Annotated in this window: 16 protein-coding genes; 10 read left to right on the top strand and 6 right to left on the bottom strand. The window is 55.4% G+C overall.

Translation table 11 applies throughout. From position 1 onward, the window contains the following. The first annotated feature begins 112 nt into the window (after positions 1-112). Positions 113-712, top strand: coding sequence for a 16S rRNA (guanine(966)-N(2))-methyltransferase (rsmD, locus tag C1N59_RS01515; protein WP_033738212.1), 600 nt, complete (start codon positions 113-115; stop codon positions 710-712). After that, on the top strand, positions 702-971 hold the full coding sequence (locus C1N59_RS01510) for a DUF1145 family protein (protein WP_006121057.1): 270 nt from the start codon (positions 702-704) through the stop codon (positions 969-971). Before rsmD ends, C1N59_RS01510 begins: the two co-directional genes overlap by 11 nt. Positions 972-999: 28 nt before the next feature. On the opposite strand, the gene C1N59_RS01505 is transcribed toward C1N59_RS01510, so the two are convergent. Next, positions 1000-1356, bottom strand: a complete 357-nt coding sequence (locus C1N59_RS01505; protein ID WP_033738213.1) for a DUF2500 domain-containing protein — start codon at positions 1354-1356, stop codon at positions 1000-1002. A gap of 151 nt (positions 1357-1507) precedes the next feature. Between C1N59_RS01505 and C1N59_RS01500 the strand changes: the two genes are divergently transcribed. Beyond that, positions 1508-2137, top strand: coding sequence for a lysoplasmalogenase (locus C1N59_RS01500; RefSeq protein WP_033738214.1), 630 nt, complete (start codon positions 1508-1510; stop codon positions 2135-2137). Between the two features lie 87 nt (positions 2138-2224). After that, positions 2225-4513, top strand: a complete 2289-nt coding sequence (locus C1N59_RS01495; RefSeq protein ID WP_394550217.1) for a zinc/cadmium/mercury/lead-transporting ATPase — start codon at positions 2225-2227, stop codon at positions 4511-4513. Between the two features lie 24 nt (positions 4514-4537). On the opposite strand, the gene tusA is transcribed toward C1N59_RS01495, so the two are convergent. Then, positions 4538-4789: a sulfurtransferase TusA gene (tusA, locus tag C1N59_RS01490; RefSeq protein ID WP_006121061.1), complete on the bottom strand. Its 252-nt coding sequence runs from the start codon at positions 4787-4789 to the stop codon at positions 4538-4540. Positions 4790-4994: 205 nt separating this feature from the next. On the opposite strand from tusA, the gene C1N59_RS01485 reads away from it, so the two are divergent. Both C1N59_RS01485 and C1N59_RS01480 read left to right on the top strand, forming a co-directional pair. Next, a complete protein-coding gene (locus C1N59_RS01485) occupies positions 4995-5660 on the top strand; it encodes a 7-cyano-7-deazaguanine/7-aminomethyl-7-deazaguanine transporter (protein ID WP_039342735.1) in 666 nt (221 codons plus the stop codon). Positions 5661-5777: 117 nt separating this feature from the next. Then, entirely contained in the window at positions 5778-6332 is a 555-nt protein-coding gene (locus tag C1N59_RS01480; RefSeq protein ID WP_006121064.1) for a DcrB family lipoprotein, read from the top strand. 92 nt (positions 6333-6424) lie between these two features. On the opposite strand, the gene iolC is transcribed toward C1N59_RS01480, so the two are convergent. After that, a complete protein-coding gene (gene iolC, locus C1N59_RS01475; RefSeq protein ID WP_205952388.1) occupies positions 6425-8347 on the bottom strand; it encodes a bifunctional 5-dehydro-2-deoxygluconokinase/5-dehydro-2-deoxyphosphogluconate aldolase in 1923 nt (640 codons plus the stop codon). Between the two features lie 525 nt (positions 8348-8872). On the opposite strand from iolC, the gene iolD reads away from it, so the two are divergent. From iolD to C1N59_RS01455, 4 genes are all read left to right on the top strand, one after another. Then, positions 8873-10813, top strand: a complete 1941-nt coding sequence (gene iolD, locus C1N59_RS01470; protein WP_394550216.1) for a 3D-(3,5/4)-trihydroxycyclohexane-1,2-dione acylhydrolase (decyclizing) — start codon at positions 8873-8875, stop codon at positions 10811-10813. A 60-nt stretch (positions 10814-10873) separates the two neighbouring features. Continuing rightward, complete coding sequence (locus tag C1N59_RS01465; protein WP_033738232.1) at positions 10874-11884, top strand: Gfo/Idh/MocA family protein; 1011 nt, start codon at positions 10874-10876, stop codon at positions 11882-11884. A gap of 27 nt (positions 11885-11911) precedes the next feature. Next, the gene (iolE, locus tag C1N59_RS01460; RefSeq protein ID WP_394550215.1) at positions 11912-12808 is read left to right on the top strand and encodes a myo-inosose-2 dehydratase; all 897 of its coding nucleotides are present in this window, start codon (positions 11912-11914) and stop codon (positions 12806-12808) included. 208 nt (positions 12809-13016) lie between these two features. Next, the gene (locus tag C1N59_RS01455; RefSeq protein WP_394550214.1) at positions 13017-13868 is read left to right on the top strand and encodes a MurR/RpiR family transcriptional regulator; all 852 of its coding nucleotides are present in this window, start codon (positions 13017-13019) and stop codon (positions 13866-13868) included. Between the two features lie 171 nt (positions 13869-14039). Here C1N59_RS01455 and iolB read toward each other — a convergent pair whose 3' ends face one another. From iolB to C1N59_RS01440, 3 genes are all read right to left on the bottom strand, one after another. Continuing rightward, positions 14040-14858, bottom strand: coding sequence for a 5-deoxy-glucuronate isomerase (gene iolB / locus C1N59_RS01450; protein WP_394550213.1), 819 nt, complete (start codon positions 14856-14858; stop codon positions 14040-14042). Positions 14859-14939: 81 nt separating this feature from the next. After that, complete coding sequence (locus C1N59_RS01445; protein WP_033738237.1) at positions 14940-16445, bottom strand: CoA-acylating methylmalonate-semialdehyde dehydrogenase; 1506 nt, start codon at positions 16443-16445, stop codon at positions 14940-14942. Between the two features lie 304 nt (positions 16446-16749). Beyond that, a complete protein-coding gene (locus C1N59_RS01440; RefSeq protein WP_394550212.1) occupies positions 16750-16992 on the bottom strand; it encodes a hypothetical protein in 243 nt (80 codons plus the stop codon). Positions 16993-17070 lie beyond the last annotated feature (78 nt).

The raw sequence follows: 17070 nt of genomic DNA, 5'->3' as shown, positions 1-17070 counted from the left end.
CGTCGTAGTCTAACACTTTCCTGGCGGCTCACCACAGCACCCTTTTTTAACGTTTCTTCTCATCGTTTCGCCCGTTAAACTACGCAACAAATTATGACGATTTGTGAGCAAGATGATAAAACCTCCCCGTAAAACAGGTGGTGCGGGCCAAATCCGCATTATTGGCGGACAGTGGCGCGGCCGCAAATTACCGGTGCCAGACAGCGCGGGTCTTCGTCCCACCACCGACAGGGTGCGAGAAACCCTGTTTAACTGGCTGGCACCCCACCTGCAGCAGGCTGACTGCCTGGATTGCTTTGCCGGAAGTGGCGCACTGGGGCTGGAAGCGCTCTCACGCTATGCCGCGTCGGCGACGCTGCTTGAGCTGGAGCGCCCGGTGGCGCAACAGCTGAGCAAAAACCTTCAGACATTGCAGGCCTCAAACGGCAACGTCGTACAAACCAACACCCTGAGCTGGCTGGCGCAGGATGGCCATCCCTTTGGTATCGTGTTTGTCGATCCTCCGTTTCGGCAGGGTTTGCTGGAGCAAACCCTGCAACTGCTGGAAAAAAATAACTGGCTGACAGCGGATGCACTCGTCTACGTTGAAAGCGAAGTGGAAAACGGCCCACCGCCGGTGCCGGTTCACTGGGATTTACATCGCGAAAAAATTGCGGGCCAGGTGGCCTATCGTTTATATCAGCGCCAACAGGAGACGCATGATGTTACTTAATTTAGGACGCCTGCTGATGCTGTGCGTATGGGGTTTTTTACTGTTTAACCTGATCCATCCGTATCCGAAGCCCCTGACCTGGTTCATCAATGTGGCCTTGATATTTATGATCCTGATGCACGGCCTGCAGTTAGTCCTGCTGCGCACGACGCAGGGCAAAGATGCACCACCGCTCGATCGCGCTACCCAGATCAAAGTCTTTTTGTTTGGCGTGTTCGAACTGGTTGCGTGGCAGAAAAAAAATTTCCCACGTAAATAAAGGATAACGGCGGGCGTCACGCTCGCCGTCAGTTTCCGGCAGGCGTGAAGCGGATAAAACGCGTGCCCTGAAGTGTCAGCTCGCCTTTCGTGCCCTTGTCCATCAGGTGGTAGTCGCTTTCATTAACGCGCATCTTAATATCGCTTTCGCCATTGAGCGGATGAAACCAGGCCTCATAGCGCATTTCGTCTCCGGCGATCACTTCGCGCTCACGTGAGCGGCGACTGGATACCGAAAACTCACGTTTGGTCTTGACCTCAACCGCGACGGTGCGTACCGGCGAGGCATCGTTGACGGCTGCCTCGCGCCGCTGTTTGATGAACTGGCGTGTCGCGAGTACGGCAATAATGGCCACGACGATAATAAAAAGTAGCGGTGGTTTCATCTTTCCTCAGCGTTTATCCGGTCTCAGATCGTCTTGCATTGCGCGATAAAGCATACAACCAGAGTTGACCGATTGTCACATCGCGCTGGCATAACCTAGACTGACAGGAGTGTTTCAGGAACTGTCACCATTTTGGTAAAAAGGAGAAGCAATGCTCTGGTCCTTTCTCGCTGTACTTTTCTCCGGCTGGCTGTACGTTGATGCCTCTTACCGGGGCCCGCAATGGCAACGCTGGTTATTTAAACCTGTTACGTTGCTCCTGTTAGTCGGTCTGGCCTGGCAGGCCCCCACACGCAATACATCTGATTACCTGATTGTGGCTGGGTTAGTCGCCACGCTCATCGGCGACACGCTGACGCTGCTCCCGCGGCAACAAATGCTTTACGCGCTGGGCGCGTTTTTCCTGTCGCATCTGCTGTACACGCTGTGTTTTGCGGCCAATATGACGATGACATTTTACTGGCCCATCCCACTAACGTTTCTGATCATCGGGGTGGTTGTGATTGGTGTGCTGTGGAGTAAGCTGGAAACGCTGCGCTGGCCCGTCTGTACGCTGATCGGCATGACGCTGGTCATGAACTGGATGGCTACTGAACAATATGTCTTCCGCCCCAGCGATTACAGCTTCTCAATTCTGGTTGGCTCTGCCCTGCTGCTGCTGGCCAATATCGTGTGGTTTATCAGTCATTATCGCCGCCGTTTCAGCGCCGACAGCGCGATTGTCGCGGCCTGCTACTTTGCCGGTCACTTTATGATCGTCCGCTCCCTGTGGATCTACTGAAAAAAGACACAATAATGCTGGCGTTGGGTTAAACCTCTGGGTGTAAGATAAGCCGTGGGCACGTCGCCCACGTCTTCCGGAGGTTATATGCATCAACATCATGCTTGTGGCTGCGGTAAGCCACGCAATACTCATCGAGCCGCAAAACCACTTTGTGCCATTCGCCCTGTTCGTCCGGGCACCTTATCCATTACTGCGGCCTCTCCTGAAACGACAGAGCGCGCCAGCTGCGGCGGCGACTGTAGCTGCTCTGCCGCGTCTGCCGGCGAAGCCAGTGACGAAGGTGACCGACGACGATCCTCTGATGCTTTTCAGTTCAGCTGGCAGGTTAGCGGTATGGACTGCCCCAGTTGTGCCCGCGCAATCGAAACCGCCGTTCGCCAACTTTCTGACGTCCTGCAGGTCCGCGTCGTCTTTTCCAGTGAAAAACTTGTCGTTAATGCCCGTGCCCCGGTTCAGTCTGCAATAGAAGACGCGGTGGTAAAAGCAGGTTTTCATCTCTCCTCAACCTCTGTTTCTGCGCCTGCGCCATCGCCCTGGCGTGCCCGTTTCCCGCTTTTACTGCTTGCTGCGCTCATGGTAGCCAGCGCTGCGCTCAGTCAGGTGAGTGCCGTTTGGGGCGACCGGTTATTTATTCTGACGACGCTGGTCGGGCTGGTGCCGGTCGCGCGTAAGTCGTGGCAACGTCTGCGAACCGGCTCTGCCTTTACCATTGAAACTCTGATGACCCTGGCGTCGGCAGGTGCGTTATTAATTGGTGCGCATGCGGAAGCCGCCATGGTTCTGCTGCTGTTCCTGTTGGGCGAAAAACTGGAAGCCTATGCCGCAACCCGCGCGCGCAGTGGGGTAAGCCAGCTGATGGCGCTGCGTCCCGAGTTCGCTGTGCGCCTGCAAAATGGCACCCGTAGTGAGGTGCCCCTGTCCGCGTTGCAGCCTGGCGACCGGATCGTAATCGCGGCCGGTGGCCGTTTGCCGGTCGACGGCTGCTTACTGGCGGAAAGCGCCAGTTTCGATGAGAGCGCGCTGACGGGCGAGTCGTTACCGGTGCTGCGTCAGCGTGGCGAAAAAATACTGGCGGGTGCGACCAGCGTTGATCGTCTGGTGGAACTTGAGGTGGTTTCCAGGCCTGGCGAAAGTGCCATTGACCGCATTTTGCAGTTGATTGAGGAAGCCGAAAGTCATCGTGCTCCGGTAGAACGTTTTATCGATAACTTTAGCCGGATTTACACGCCAGCCATCATGCTGCTGGCCCTGCTGGTGATGGTGCTGCCGCCCCTGTTTGGCGCGGGTGCCTGGCTGCCCTGGGTTTATAAAGGCCTGACGCTGCTGTTGATCGGCTGTCCCTGTGCGCTGGTGATCTCCACGCCCGCCGCCATCACGTCCGGACTGGCCGCCGCCGCCCGCCGTGGTGCGCTGATTAAAGGAGGCGCGGCCCTGGAACGGCTGAGCACAGTGCAGACGATCGCGTTCGATAAAACGGGTACGCTGACAGAAGGCCGGCCGCAGTTGACGCGAATTTTGCCGTTCGGCGAGGCTAACGAAGACGCGATTCTGCAATTAGGTGCCGCGGTGGAACAAGGTTCTACCCATCCACTGGCAACGGCGATTGTGGCAGCCGCACAGTCCAGGGCACTGCCGCTTCCGTCTGCCACTCAACAGCAGGCACTGGCGGGAAGCGGTATTCAGGCTGAAGTGGACGGCCAGCGCATAACGTTGCTGGCACCGTCGTACGTCAGCAGCCTGAGCCCGGCGCACCAGGCAATCGTGCATGAGCAGGAAGCCCAGGGCGAAACCCTTGTGATGGTGCTGCGTAATGGCGAGGTGCTGGGGGCGCTGGCCTTACGGGACAAGCTGCGCAGCGAAACCCCCGCCGCCTTGCAGGCCTTAAAAGCGCTTGGCATCAACAGCCTAATGCTGACAGGTGATAACCCGCGGGCGGCCGCTGTCGTCGCCCAACCTTTAGGCATCGCCTGGCATGCCAGCCTGTTGCCAGCCGGTAAGGTGGAGGCGGTTCGTCAGCTCAGTGAGCAGCAGGTGGTGGCGATGGTGGGCGACGGTATCAACGATGCGCCAGCCATGAAGGCCGCCACGCTGGGTATTGCGATGGGCAGTGGGACGGATGTCGCGCTGGAAACGGCGGATGCCGCCCTGACGCGCAATCAGCTCAGCAACCTGGCCCCGATGATTGCTCTGGCGCGCCGCACCCGGGCGATTATCCGTCAGAATATTGGTATTGCGCTGGGGCTGAAGGCGCTGTTCCTGGTGACGACGCTGGCGGGGTTAACGGGATTGTGGCTGGCGGTGCTGGCTGATTCCGGTGCCACCGCACTGGTCACGGCAAACGCGTTGCGGCTGTTGCGCACGCGGGATGCATAACCTGACGGCGGCTCACTGCCGCCGTTATTCTCCCATCCCTTTCTGAATCAAAAACTGGTAAGGCAGCGTGTCGGTTTGTTCGGCCAGTAGCTGATGCTCCATAAACCGGCAAAAACCGGGGATATCCCGCGTGGTTGCCGGATCGTCCGCGATAATCAGCAGCGTTTCACCGTCCTGCATGCCGCGCACCGTTTTACGTACCATCATGACCGGCTCGGGACAACGCAGGCCCTGAGCATCCAGTTGATGGTCGGCGGAAGAAAATGCATCACTCATGACGGTCTCGATTTCAGTTAACGGGCGCTTATTCTAGCGCGTCCGCCCTTTGACGCAAGGCGGTAACGATTGCGTTAAAATTAGCCATTGCATTAATAGCACAACAGGGTAAGATGCGGCCGTTTTTTGTTCATACAACTGCAGCGCACTGAATGTTCAGTTGCCTGCACTGGGTTCCCTCACCCCACCACTAAAAAGGCTTACTATGCTCGCATTTACCCCGCGTCAGCGCGCTCATGCGCTCGTCTGGTTGTCCCTGTTTCATCTGCTGGTGATCACTTCCAGCAATTATCTGGTGCAGTTGCCTGTTTCCCTTTTCGGTTTTCATACCACCTGGGGCGCCTTTAGCTTTCCGTTTATTTTCCTGGCCACTGATCTGACCGTGCGCATCTTTGGTGCGCCGCTTGCACGCCGCATTATTCTGGCGGTGATGGTGCCGGCCCTGTTTATCTCTTACGCGATTTCCAGCCTGTTTTACCAGGGCGAATGGCAAGGCTGGCAGGCGCTGCAACAGGTAAACCTGTTTGTCGCCCGTATCGCCTGCGCCAGCTTTATGGCTTACGCATTGGGCCAGATTCTGGATGTGCACGTTTTCAACCGCCTGCGTCGCTTGCCGCAGTGGTGGGTGGCGCCAGGCTGTGCCATGTTTTTAGGCAACATCAGCGATACGCTGGCCTTCTTTTTCATTGCCTTCTACAAAAGCTCCGATCCGTTTATGGCACAGCACTGGGTAGAAATCGCTCTGGTCGATTACAGTTTCAAAGTGCTGATTTGTATGATTTTCTTTTTGCCTGCCTATGGTGTTTTACTCAACGCTGCGCTCAAACGCCTGGCCGAACGCCAGGCCCAGCCGCAGATACATTTCGGCTAACCGGCAATACAGCCTTTCCTGACAATCCGCTAAAATCTCCTGACAATACTCAGGTTGCGTTTGCAACCTGATTCCTGTTGTATAAACGCCTTCGTGGAATGTTAAAAAGGGATTCTGATGCGTAATTTAGTGAAATATGCGGGAATTGGTTTGCTGGTACTCGGCCTTGCCGCCTGCGATCAAAAGAAAGATGAAGCAGCAAACGATAATGGCGCATCTGCCAGTCAGTCTGCACAAACCGTGGCGCTGATGGACGGTAAATTACGATTTACCCTGCCACCTGGCCTGTCAGATAAGAGCGGTAAACTGGGTTCTCAGAGTACCAACATGCACGTTTATGCTGATGAAAGCGGTGCGCGGGCGATTATCGTCATTGCCGGTGAGCCGACGAATGAGGCCCTGGATGTGTTAGCGCAACGCATGGAACAACAGCAGCGTAATCGCGATCCCCAGCTTCAGGTTGTCTCCAATAAAGCGGTCACGCTGGGCGGTGAGCCGGCACAGCAGCTGGATACCGTCATCTCAGCAAACAACCAGACCTCCTGGTCCTCGGTTGTTCTGGCCAAAGTCGATGGTAAGCTGATGACGATGCAGATTACGCTGCCCGGGGACAATCAACAGCAGGCCCAAAGCGATGCTGAAACCGTGGTGAAAAGCATTACCCTGAAATAACGGCAAGGGCACACCACACCACCGCGCGTTAATACTGAGCCATGCAATGATCATTCTGCCGCATGGCTCAGTTATCACTCATCCCTTCTGCTTTAGACACGCTGTTCGCGCGCCTGACGCCAGTAATCAATCAGGCGCAGGTAGTTCTCTTTTACCGCCGCCACCAGTGCGTCGTCACGTATTTCACCCTGCAACCACTGGCGCGAGGGCTGTGCAAAGATTGTGCGCCCCACCGCAAACCCTTTTACCCACGGGGCCTGCGCCGCCGCGGCAAACCCCGCTTTAAGCGTGGCTTCTGGCGCATCAAGTCCCAGTAATAAAATGCCACGACAGTAAGGATCCTGCTGTTCGATCAAGGCACCTATGTCACGCCAGCTTGCCGGAGACAGGGGTGGGAGCTTCCACCAGTCAGGCTTGATGCCAAGCGCATAAAAGTGGTTCAGCATCTTAAGAAAATGCGCTTCATTGTGGTCTGGCTGGCTGTCAGGCAGGATCACTTCCAGCAGTAACTCATGACCGCTCTGGTTACAGCTTTTCCACACTTCCAGCAACAGCGCGTCCTGCTCCTCGCGCAGTTCGGCACTGTCGTGAGGATGATAAAACACCAGGCATTTCACCACATGCTCCGCTGGCCAGCCGATCAACTGGGAACCAATGCTGCCATGTTCCAGGCGTAACGGACGCGACCCCGGTAGTTCAATGGGTCGGCCAATCCATCGGTTCTTACCCGTAATCGCATTCAGCGTTTTCTGACCGAAGGTCGTGTCCGCCAGAATGCCGCTTTTACTTTCAATGCCGGCTTGCTGCACGGCCTGCTCCGCAGCCTGCAATAGCAAAAGTTTCAACTGCGGAATGCGCGAAACGTCCGCGCCAGCCTCCGTAGCCATCTCTACCAGCTGTTTGCGGTGATCAAAAGCGAAAATATTCAGTTCCGGCCAGGCGTGTTGACGCGACGTGACGCGGTGCAGATGGGTCAGACGGCTATCCAGATCGGGGCGTTTCACGTCCTGTTCGCGGCTTAAAAAGTCATCCAGCTCCTGTCGGGTGGGCATCGCAGGGGCGCACCCGTGTCGCGAAACCACCAACGCGCCACAGGCGTTTGCGTAGCGGCAGGCCTGTTCCCATCCTTCATCATTTAACCAGCCGCGCAGCAGACCGGACATAAACGCGTCCCCTGCACCCAGCACATTCAGGACCTCGACACGCACGCCGCTGTGCAGTTTCACCGCTGCCCAGTTGTCTGGAATCGCGCCTTCAAATACCACGCATCCCATTGCTCCTCGCTTACAGACCAGCGTTGCGTTGCTCACCGTGCGCACGTTTTTCAGCGCGGTCAGCGTATCGGTGCTGCCGCCTGCGATATGAAACTCTTCTTCCGTGCCGACAATGAGATCGAAATAATGCATAACCTGCTGCAGTTGCGCGGTGACTTCAGAGGAGGCAATAAACCGGGTTTCCCCGTCCCCCAGTGAAGTCAGGCCCCACAATACCGGGCGATAGTCGATGTCCAGCGCGGTACGCAGACCATGCTTACGGGCATACTCCAGCGCTTTCAGCACGGCCGCTCGCGTCTGCGGGTGCGACAAATGCGTGCCGGTTACCGCAACCGAGCGAGAAGAAGCGATAAAGTCTTCATTAATGTCGTCTGGCACCAGGGCCATATCGGCGCAGTTGTCGCGGTAAAAAATCAGCGGAAAAGTGTCTTCATCTTTAATGCCCAGGATGACCAGAGCGGTCAGCCGCTTTTTGTCCGTGATAAGTGCTTCTGTATTGCAGCCGACCCGCTGCAAACTTTCCCGCAGAAAACGGCCATTATGTTCATCGCCTACACGAGCCAGCATGGCGGATTTCAGCCCCTGAATCGCCGTACCGTATGCGACATTGCCTGATGACCCGCCCAGATATTTCGCGAAAGACGTGGTGTCTTCCAGCCGCGCGCCAATTTGCTGACCATAGAAGTCGACGGCAATGCGTCCGATACAAATCACATCAAGACGCTTCTGTTCTCTCTGCATGCTTCTGGTTTCCTTCTGTGATGAGCAGACACTGCGGACAGGTTGTGCGTGGGGTCTGAAGGTGTCTGGTTAACGATAAACGCAGTATGAGGAACAAATATTCCAAACTCAATTCAAAATGAAACTTACACTGCGATTATGTGAAGCAGTTAAAAATCTGTTATGCCCGACACGTCAGTCAGGCGTTGCCGGACGGGACCTCGTGGGCCCGGTGCGACAGGGCCATGACGCTCCTGCCCGTTTTGCAGCATCTTTCTGCGTGATGAAATGAAATCTCGAAAACTTTGTAACTCTCACTAAACATTCCAGTTACGCTTATGGCATAGCTTCCCGCTGCCCTGTCAGCAAGGGTAAATTTGATCCCCCTCGCAAAATGAAATATTTCTTCTGTAATCGTATTTTATGAAAAATGCATTTGTTTATAATCCTCTGACATTTCAGTTCTTCAGGTAGCCTTTTCCGTTACGTCACGCCTTTTAAGCGCGGTGCCGGACTCTGCTACTGCCAGCACGTTGAGGAAGGTTTATGGCCACCATCAAACTGACTACCGCACAGGCATTAGTTAAGTTTCTCGATAATCAATACATTGACGTAGACGGCACAGAGACAAAGTTTGTAAAAGGCATTTTCGCCATTTTCGGTCATGGCAATGTGTTGGGACTGGGACAAGCGCTGGAGCAGGACAGCGGCGATCTGGTGGTCTATCAGGGGCGTAATGAACAAGGGATGGCCCACGCCGCAACGGGCTTTGCCAAACAGTCTTTGCGCCGCCAGATTATCGCCTGTACGTCGTCCGTAGGGCCCGGCGCCGCCAATATGCTGACGGCCGCCGCCACTGCCACCGCAAACCGAATTCCTCTTCTGCTCCTGCCTGGCGACGTCTTTGCCACCCGCCAGCCCGATCCAGTCCTGCAGCAGATTGAGCAGCCCTGGGATCTGAGTATCAGCACCAACGACGCCTTTCGTGCCGTCAGTAAATACTGGGACCGCGTCAGCCGTCCGGAGCAACTGATGAGCGCCTGTATTAACGCCATGCGCGTCCTGACCGATCCGGCTGAAACGGGTGCCGTCACGCTCTCTTTACCGCAGGATGTTCAGGGTGAAGCCTGGGATTATCCGGATTATTTCTTCCAGAAACGCGTTCATCGTCTGGATCGGCGTCAACCCACCGTTGCCCAGCTCGAAGATGCGCTGAAGCTCATCATCCGTAAACGTAAGCCATTAATTATCTGCGGCGGGGGCGTGAAATATTCCGGCGCAGGCGAGGCACTACGTGCATTTGCCGAACGCTATCAGATTCCGTTTGCTGAAACCCAGGCGGGAAAAGGTACCTTATTATCTGATCATCCTCTCAACGTCGGCGGCGTGGGTGAAACCGGCTGTCTGGCGGCCAACCTGCTGGCAAAAGAGGCCGATCTGGTGATAGGCATTGGAACGCGCTACACCGATTTCACCACCTCGTCGAAATGGATCTTCCAGCATCCTGATGTGAGCTTTCTGAATGTCAACGTCAGCAACTTTGACAGTTATAAGCTCGATGGCGTGCAGTTGCTGGCCGACGCACGTGAAGCACTGCTGGCGCTCAGCCATGGACTGGTTTCACAGCACTATGCCAACGACTGGGGCGATCAGATTGCCCTGGCCCGGCAGCAGCTGGAAGACGAGACACTGCGCGTTTATCACATCACGCCCAACGATACCGCCTTTGAGCCTGAGATTACCGATCACCTTGACCGAAAAGCCGTCTATGCCGAATTTAACCGCCTTACGCAGTCTCTGCTGACACAAAGCAGCGTAGTGGGCACGCTGAATCAGCACCTGCCTGCCGATGCCGTGATCGTGGGCGCTGCGGGCAGCCTGCCCGGCGACCTGCAACGCGCCTGGCGTACGCGGGGTTATAACGGCTATCACCTTGAATATGGTTACTCCTGCATGGGGTACGAAGTGAATGCGGCACTGGGCGTCAAACTGGCGCAGCCTGAGCGAGAGGTTTATGCCCTGGTAGGCGATGGCTCGTTCATGATGCTGCATTCCGAGCTGGTGACCTCCCTTCAGGAAGGGGCGAAAATCAATGTGGTCCTGCTGGATAACATGAGCAATGGCTGCATTAACAACCTGCAAATGGGGCACGGCATGGACAGCTTTGTTACCGAGTTCCGTTTCCGTAATCCGGACGGTGGCAAGCTCGACGGCGGACTGGTTCCGGTGGATTTTGCTGCCATTGCCGCCGGTTATGGCTGCAAAACCTATCGCGTCAGTACGCTGGAGCAGCTTACCGCCGCGCTGGAAGACGCAAAAACGCAGCGCGTTTCCACGCTGATTGATATCAAAGTGCTGCCCAAGACCATGATTCACAACTACTTCAGCTGGTGGCACGTTGGTGTGGCACAAACCGCCCACTCGACGCGCGCGCAACAGGTGGCGAACACGCTGAATACGCATCTGGCTCAGGCCCGTAAATACTGATTTCCGGGCCGTCTGACGGCCCATGTTTCTACTCTCCGATTTAACCCTACAGGTGTAATTATGACATTGAAACTTGGTGTGATTGGAACTGGTGCGATTGGTCAGGAGCACATTCGGCGCTGCAACAATGTCTTACAAGGGGCAAAAGTGGTTGCGGTATCCGATATCAATGCGGAAGGCGCCAAAGCCGCGCTGCAACGTCTGAACAGTGATGCAGACGTATGCGAGGATGGCTTCGCAGTCATTCAGTCACCCAACGTGGATGCCGTGCTCGTCACCTCCTGGGACCCGACCCATGAAGCGTTCACGCTGGCTGCCATTGAGGCGGGCAAACCGGTCTTCTGTGAGAAGCCGCTGGCGATGAGCGCTGAAGGCTGTCGTCGTATCGTGGACGCCGAGATCAAACACGGCAAACGTCTCGTACAGGTCGGCTTTATGCGCCCCTACGATGCCGGTTATCGGGCATTGAAAAAGGTGATTACCGATGGTGATATCGGTGAGCCGCTGATGCTGCATTGCGCGCACCGCAACCCGACGGTGCCGGAAAACTACAACACCGAAATGGCGATTACCAATACGCTGATCCACGAGCTGGATGTCCTGCGCTGGCTGACCCGCGACGACTATAAAACCGTGCAGGTGGTGTTCCCGCGCGTCAGTTCTAAAGCCCGTCCACACCTGAAAGACCCGCAAATCGTTCTGTTTGAGACGCAAAAAGGGATTCGCATTGATGTGGAGATCTTTGTGAACTGTACCTACGGCTACGATATTCAGTGCGAAGTCGTGGGCGAGGAAGGTATCGCCAGACTGCCCGAGCCGTCATCGGTACAGTTACGTAAAGACGCCAAACTGTCCAATACCATTCTGGTCGACTGGAAAGATCGCTTTATTGAGGCATACGACGTTGAGCTACAGGCCTTTATCAACGACGTAAAAGCGGGCCAGTTAACCGGTCCTTCCGCATGGGATGGTTTTGCCGCCTCGGTCGCTGCTGACGCCTGTATCAAAGCGCAGAAGAGCGGCGCGATCGAACCCATTGAAATGCCCGCCCGTCCGGCATTTTATAACTGACTCCTCTCGCCTTCAGGCAGGTAACTGATGAACAATCAAAAGGTTAAGCTGGCGATCGCGCCCATTGGCTGGACGAATGATGATATGCCCGAACTGGGCAGCGAAAACACCTTCCAGCAAACGGTCAGTGAAATGGCGCTGGCCGGGTTCACCGGCAGTGAAGTCGGCAGTAAATACCCACGCGATCCTACGGTTCTGAAACCGATGCTGGAGATTCGCGGTATTGAGATCTGTAACGCCTGGTTCAGCACCTTCTTTGCACAGGGCGACAAAGCGAAAACGATTGAGGGATTCACCGAGCACATGAATTTCCTCTTCGAGATGGGCGCCCGGGTGATTGGGTGCTCTGAACAAAGCAAGAGCATACAAGGCACGACGCTGGCGGTGCTGGACGATAAGCCCGTGTTTAACGACGATGAATGGCAGCGCACGGCGGAAGGCTACAATGAACTGGCCGCGATCGCCGCCCGTAAAGGCATGCGCGTCTGCCTGCACCATCACATGGGCACCGCTATCCAGACGCCAGCAGAAATTGACCGTTTTATGGCCATGACGAACGATACTGTCGGCTTACTTTACGACACCGGCCATATCTACTATTCCGAAGGCTCACAGCAGGCCATGCTGGCGGTACTGGAAAACCACTTGCCACGTATTTTCCACGTGCACCTCAAAGATGTGCGGGATGACATCGTCGCTGAAGTCAGAGATCAGCATCTGTCTTTCCTGGACGGCGTAAAAAAAGGCACTTTTACCGTGCCGGGCGATGGCGTGATCGACTTTAAACCCGTGTTTAAAATCCTTGATGATTACGGCTATCAAGGCTGGATGGTGGTGGAGGCAGAGCAGGATCCCGCGCTGGCGAATCCATTTGAGTATGCGGTGAAGGCACGAAAATATATTCGCGAGCACACCGGGCTGTAAATTCACCCTGACGCAGGACGATATGCATAAGGCTGCCCCAGGGCAGCCTTTTTTCAGCCCGATCGCACCGTTTGACGACGAATCTGTGAGTCATTTCATAAACCAATGAAATAAATTATGCCTGAAAAACAAACAAATGAAATTTTCCATCCATCTGGTATCATAGCGATTCTTATCCAGCCACGCTTTCCGCACATGAGCCGACGTAATGAGCAATAACCCTTCCCAACTTTCACTGCTGCAGGACGAGATTCGTCGCCGTTATGAAACGCTGAGTAAGCGTCTGAAGCAGGTGGCTCGTTATATTCTTGATAACAGTAACAGCATCGCCTTTGATACCGTCGCGTCTATTGCTCAGCAGGCCGATGTGCCGCCTTCGACCCTGATTCGCTTTGCCAACGCCTTTGGTTTTAGCGGCTTCAACGAAATGAAACAAATTTTTCGTCAGCATCTGATGGAAGAGACGGTTAACTACACCGAACGGGCACGCCTGTTCCGCCAGACCGCCGCAGACGACGCAGCGAACGCGCCTGAAAGCCCGGCGGAAATTCTGAATGTCTTCACCATGGTAAACAGCCAGGCGTTGCAGCAACTGGCGATGCAGGTGAGCCCGGAGCAGTTGAACAAAACGGTGCAGTTACTCAATGATGCCGAGAACGTCTATGTTATCGGCCTGCGTCGCTCGTTCAGTGTCGCCTCCTATCTGGTTTATGCCCTGCGCCATCTGGAGCGCCGCGCCTTTCTGATTGACGGGTTAGGCGGCATGTTCACTGAACAGCTGACGCTGGTGAATCCGAAAGACGTGGTGATTGCTATCAGCTGTTCGCCTTACGCTCGCGAAGCGGTAGAAGTGGTTGAGCTGGGTGCCAGGCTCGGTGCCCGCCTGATTGCGATTACGGACAGCCAGGTGAGCCCTCTGGCCGCGTTCAGCGACGTTTGCTTTGTGGTACGGGAAGCCCAGGTTGACGGTTTCCGCTCTCAGGTGTCGTCACTCTGTCTGGCTCAGACGCTGGCGGTTTCCCTGGCACTGAACAATGCCCGGACGCCCCCCGCATCCTGACGATCGCGCCACCTGACAGGGCGGCGTAGCCTGCGCCGGTCAATCAGAGACGGCCTCGTCAGGTAACAGACAGAGCCTGTCGCCGAACACCGTTCTCTGGTCAACTTACAGGTATCATCACGCAATAAAAAAGGCAGCGAATAGCGCTGCCTTGTCAGTTCTCGCCACGGATTAACGTCGCGGATAACTGTCGCTGTTAACCCAGGCGTGATCGTGCTCCCAACTGAACTTCCACAAACGTACCGGCCCCGCCATGACGTTAAGGTAGTAATTGTCGTAGCCTGCCAGCGTCGCCACAGGATGATAGCCGCGCGGCACCATGACCACATCACGGTTATACACTGCCATGCACTCATCCAGCGAACGGTCGTCAGTATAAACGCGCTGCATGGCAAACCCCTGCTCGGGTTGAAAACGGTGGTAATAGGTTTCTTCCAGATAGGTTTCGTGTTCGCTGTTTTCCTGATCGTGTTTGTGGCTCGGGTAAGAGCTGGTATTGCCCTCATCGGTATACACTTCCACGACCAGCAGGCTCTCTGCCGGTTGAGAGTCCGGCAGAATATTATGCACCAGGCGCTGATTTTGCCCTTTGCCCCGCCGTTCAACGCCAACATCCTCCGGCGCAATCAGGCGAGCGGGCAGCTTGCCGCCCTGCCCGGGTGCCTGGCAGACCGCCAGCTCAAGATCGCTTTCAGCCTGTACCCTGACGTCATCATCATGAGGAACATACACAGAATAAGGCGGCGTGCGCTCAAACGGTGACAGACGTTTGCCGATATTCGGGAAACGTGCGTGGCGCGTGGTGACGGAAGCCAGCCCCGCGACCAGCACCAGGCAAAGTTCGCTGTCGCCACTTTTCAGGTCGAGCGTTTGCCCTTTTTTCAGCAGATAGGATGAAAAACCGACATAACGCCAACCGGCGCGCGCTGGCGTCACCTGCTGAATGCAGCCGCTATTGTCGGGCTGTTTTACCTTCGAAAGTAAGGCCATTCGCCTCCTCCTGTTTTGCGGTCCTTCACCTGACAACCCGCGCCCCTGTGTGTCGAACGCAGCGTCAGTGGTGCAGGTGATTTAGCCTAACGTTGGCATGCTGAATTCGGACACCGTTTGCTGACCGCCTGGCCAACGCACGGTGGCGGTTTTCATGCGGGTGTAAAAACGCACGCCGTCTGGCCCGTGCACGTTTAACGCACCAAAGACTGACCGTTTCCAGCCCCCAAAACTGTGGAAGGCCATCGGCACCGGCACCGGCACATTGACGCCGACCATTCCGGCCTCAACATCCTGCACAAACTCCCGCGCGGTATGGCCATTGCTGGTAAAGATGGCGCTGCCGTTACCAAATTCGTGGCTGTTAACCAGCTTCAGGGCACTGTCGTAATCCGGCGCGCGCATAATGCTCAGCACCGGACCAAAAATTTCCTCACGCCAGATGGTCATCTCGGCGGTAACGTTATCGAACAGCGTACCGCCGACGTAGTAGCCCTCTTCGAAACCGGCGACTTTGTGGTTGCGGCCATCAACGACCAGCTTCGCCCCTTCCTGCTCGCCCAGATCGATATAGCCCAGCACCTTTTTCTGGTGTGCCGCAGAAACCACAGGCCCCATTTCATTTTCATCGCTGCCTTGCTGGATTCCCGGCCCAACCCGTAATGCGTTGATCAGCGGTGTCAGGCGCGAAATGAGCTTATCGGCGGTATCGTTGCCCACTGCAACGACAACCGGCAGCGCCATGCAACGCTCGCCCGCCGAGCCAAACGCACCGCCCATAATCGCGTTTACCGTGGCGTCCAAATCGGCGTCTGGCATAACGATGGCGTGATTTTTTGCCGCGCCAAAAGCCTGAACGCGCTTACCGTGCGCACTGGCCGTTTTGTAAATATGCTCGGCCACACCGGATGAGCCAACGAAGCTGACGGCGGCAATACGCGGATCTTTATAAAGCTGTTCTGCATTGTCATTGGAACTGTGCACGACATTAAACACGCCATCCGGCAGGCCCGCCTCCTTCAACAGCTCGGCCATGCGCACCGACGCTGACGGATCCAGCGCAGGCGGCTTGAGAATAAAGGTGTTACCGCAGGCCAACGCAATCGGGAACATCCACAACGGCACCATTGCCGGAAAGTTGAAGGGCGTAATCCCTGCCACGACGCCCACCGGCTGCATCAGCGAGTAACTGTCTACGCCACCGCCTACATTCGGGGAATACTCGCCTTTAAGCAGGTGCGGAATACCACAGGCAAATTCGATGACTTCGATACCGCGCGTCAGCTCACCCAGCGCATCTGACCAGACTTTGCCATGCTCAGACACAATCAGCGCCGCCAGTTCATCGCGGTGCTGCTCCATCAGAGCTTTAAAATTGAACATGATGCGTGCGCGGCGCAGCGGGGAGGTTTTTGACCAGGCAGGAAAGGCCGCATGTGCCACATCAATCGCCTGAGCCACTTCATCTGCGCTGCTTTGCGTGAGCTCACGGATAACCTTGCCGGTTGCCGGATCGAACACAGGAATGGTTTCGTTGCTGGCGCTGAATGTGGTTTGACCGCCAATAAAGTTTCCTACGATAGTCATGATGTTGCCTCTTTGGTATGTACGGTTCCAGCGGGCAGAGCACAGAAGTGGCATGCTGGCTGGGCAGGAAAAGCCAAAAGCATGCTGGAAAACTATTACAATGGAATAAATTTTTCAAATAGATATTTTTGGAAAATTACTTTTTAGCGGCACAGATCGCATTTCTCTTTTCATAAAGGATTGACGTCTTCGCGGCGGCCATTCTGGCTCGTCATCGCTGACGGTGTAATCGGGGTCCCATGACATTGTCGCTTCAGGGCGGTTTAACGCCTTTGCGGGATGAAAGGTTTTCGGCCTGACGGCATTAAGCAGCCCGGATATGTTTCATCAATTTTAAATATGAAATATACATTTTCTTTTTGCTGAGAGTCGGCCAGAAAAATGGCTGCTGGCCATGAGGACAGTTGTCTGGTGAAAAAACATCACTACGCACTAACACAGTGCAAAAAAGGGCGTTAATCGTCATTTTATGAACCAATAATTTCTTCACTGCCCCATCAGGAATCATGTGTTTCACTTTTCCCGGGCGAGCGACGCGCTTCATCACAACATTATCGCTATGATTTTAAAGGCATTGATAGCAGTGAAACGTTTATCAGATAAACCTGGCCTGCTTTATGCAACA

It is taken from the genome of Pantoea sp. SGAir0183 (assembly GCF_043545505.1).
The sequence above is the reverse complement of the archived record's forward strand: the minus strand, read 5'-3'. Positions and strand labels throughout refer to the sequence as shown.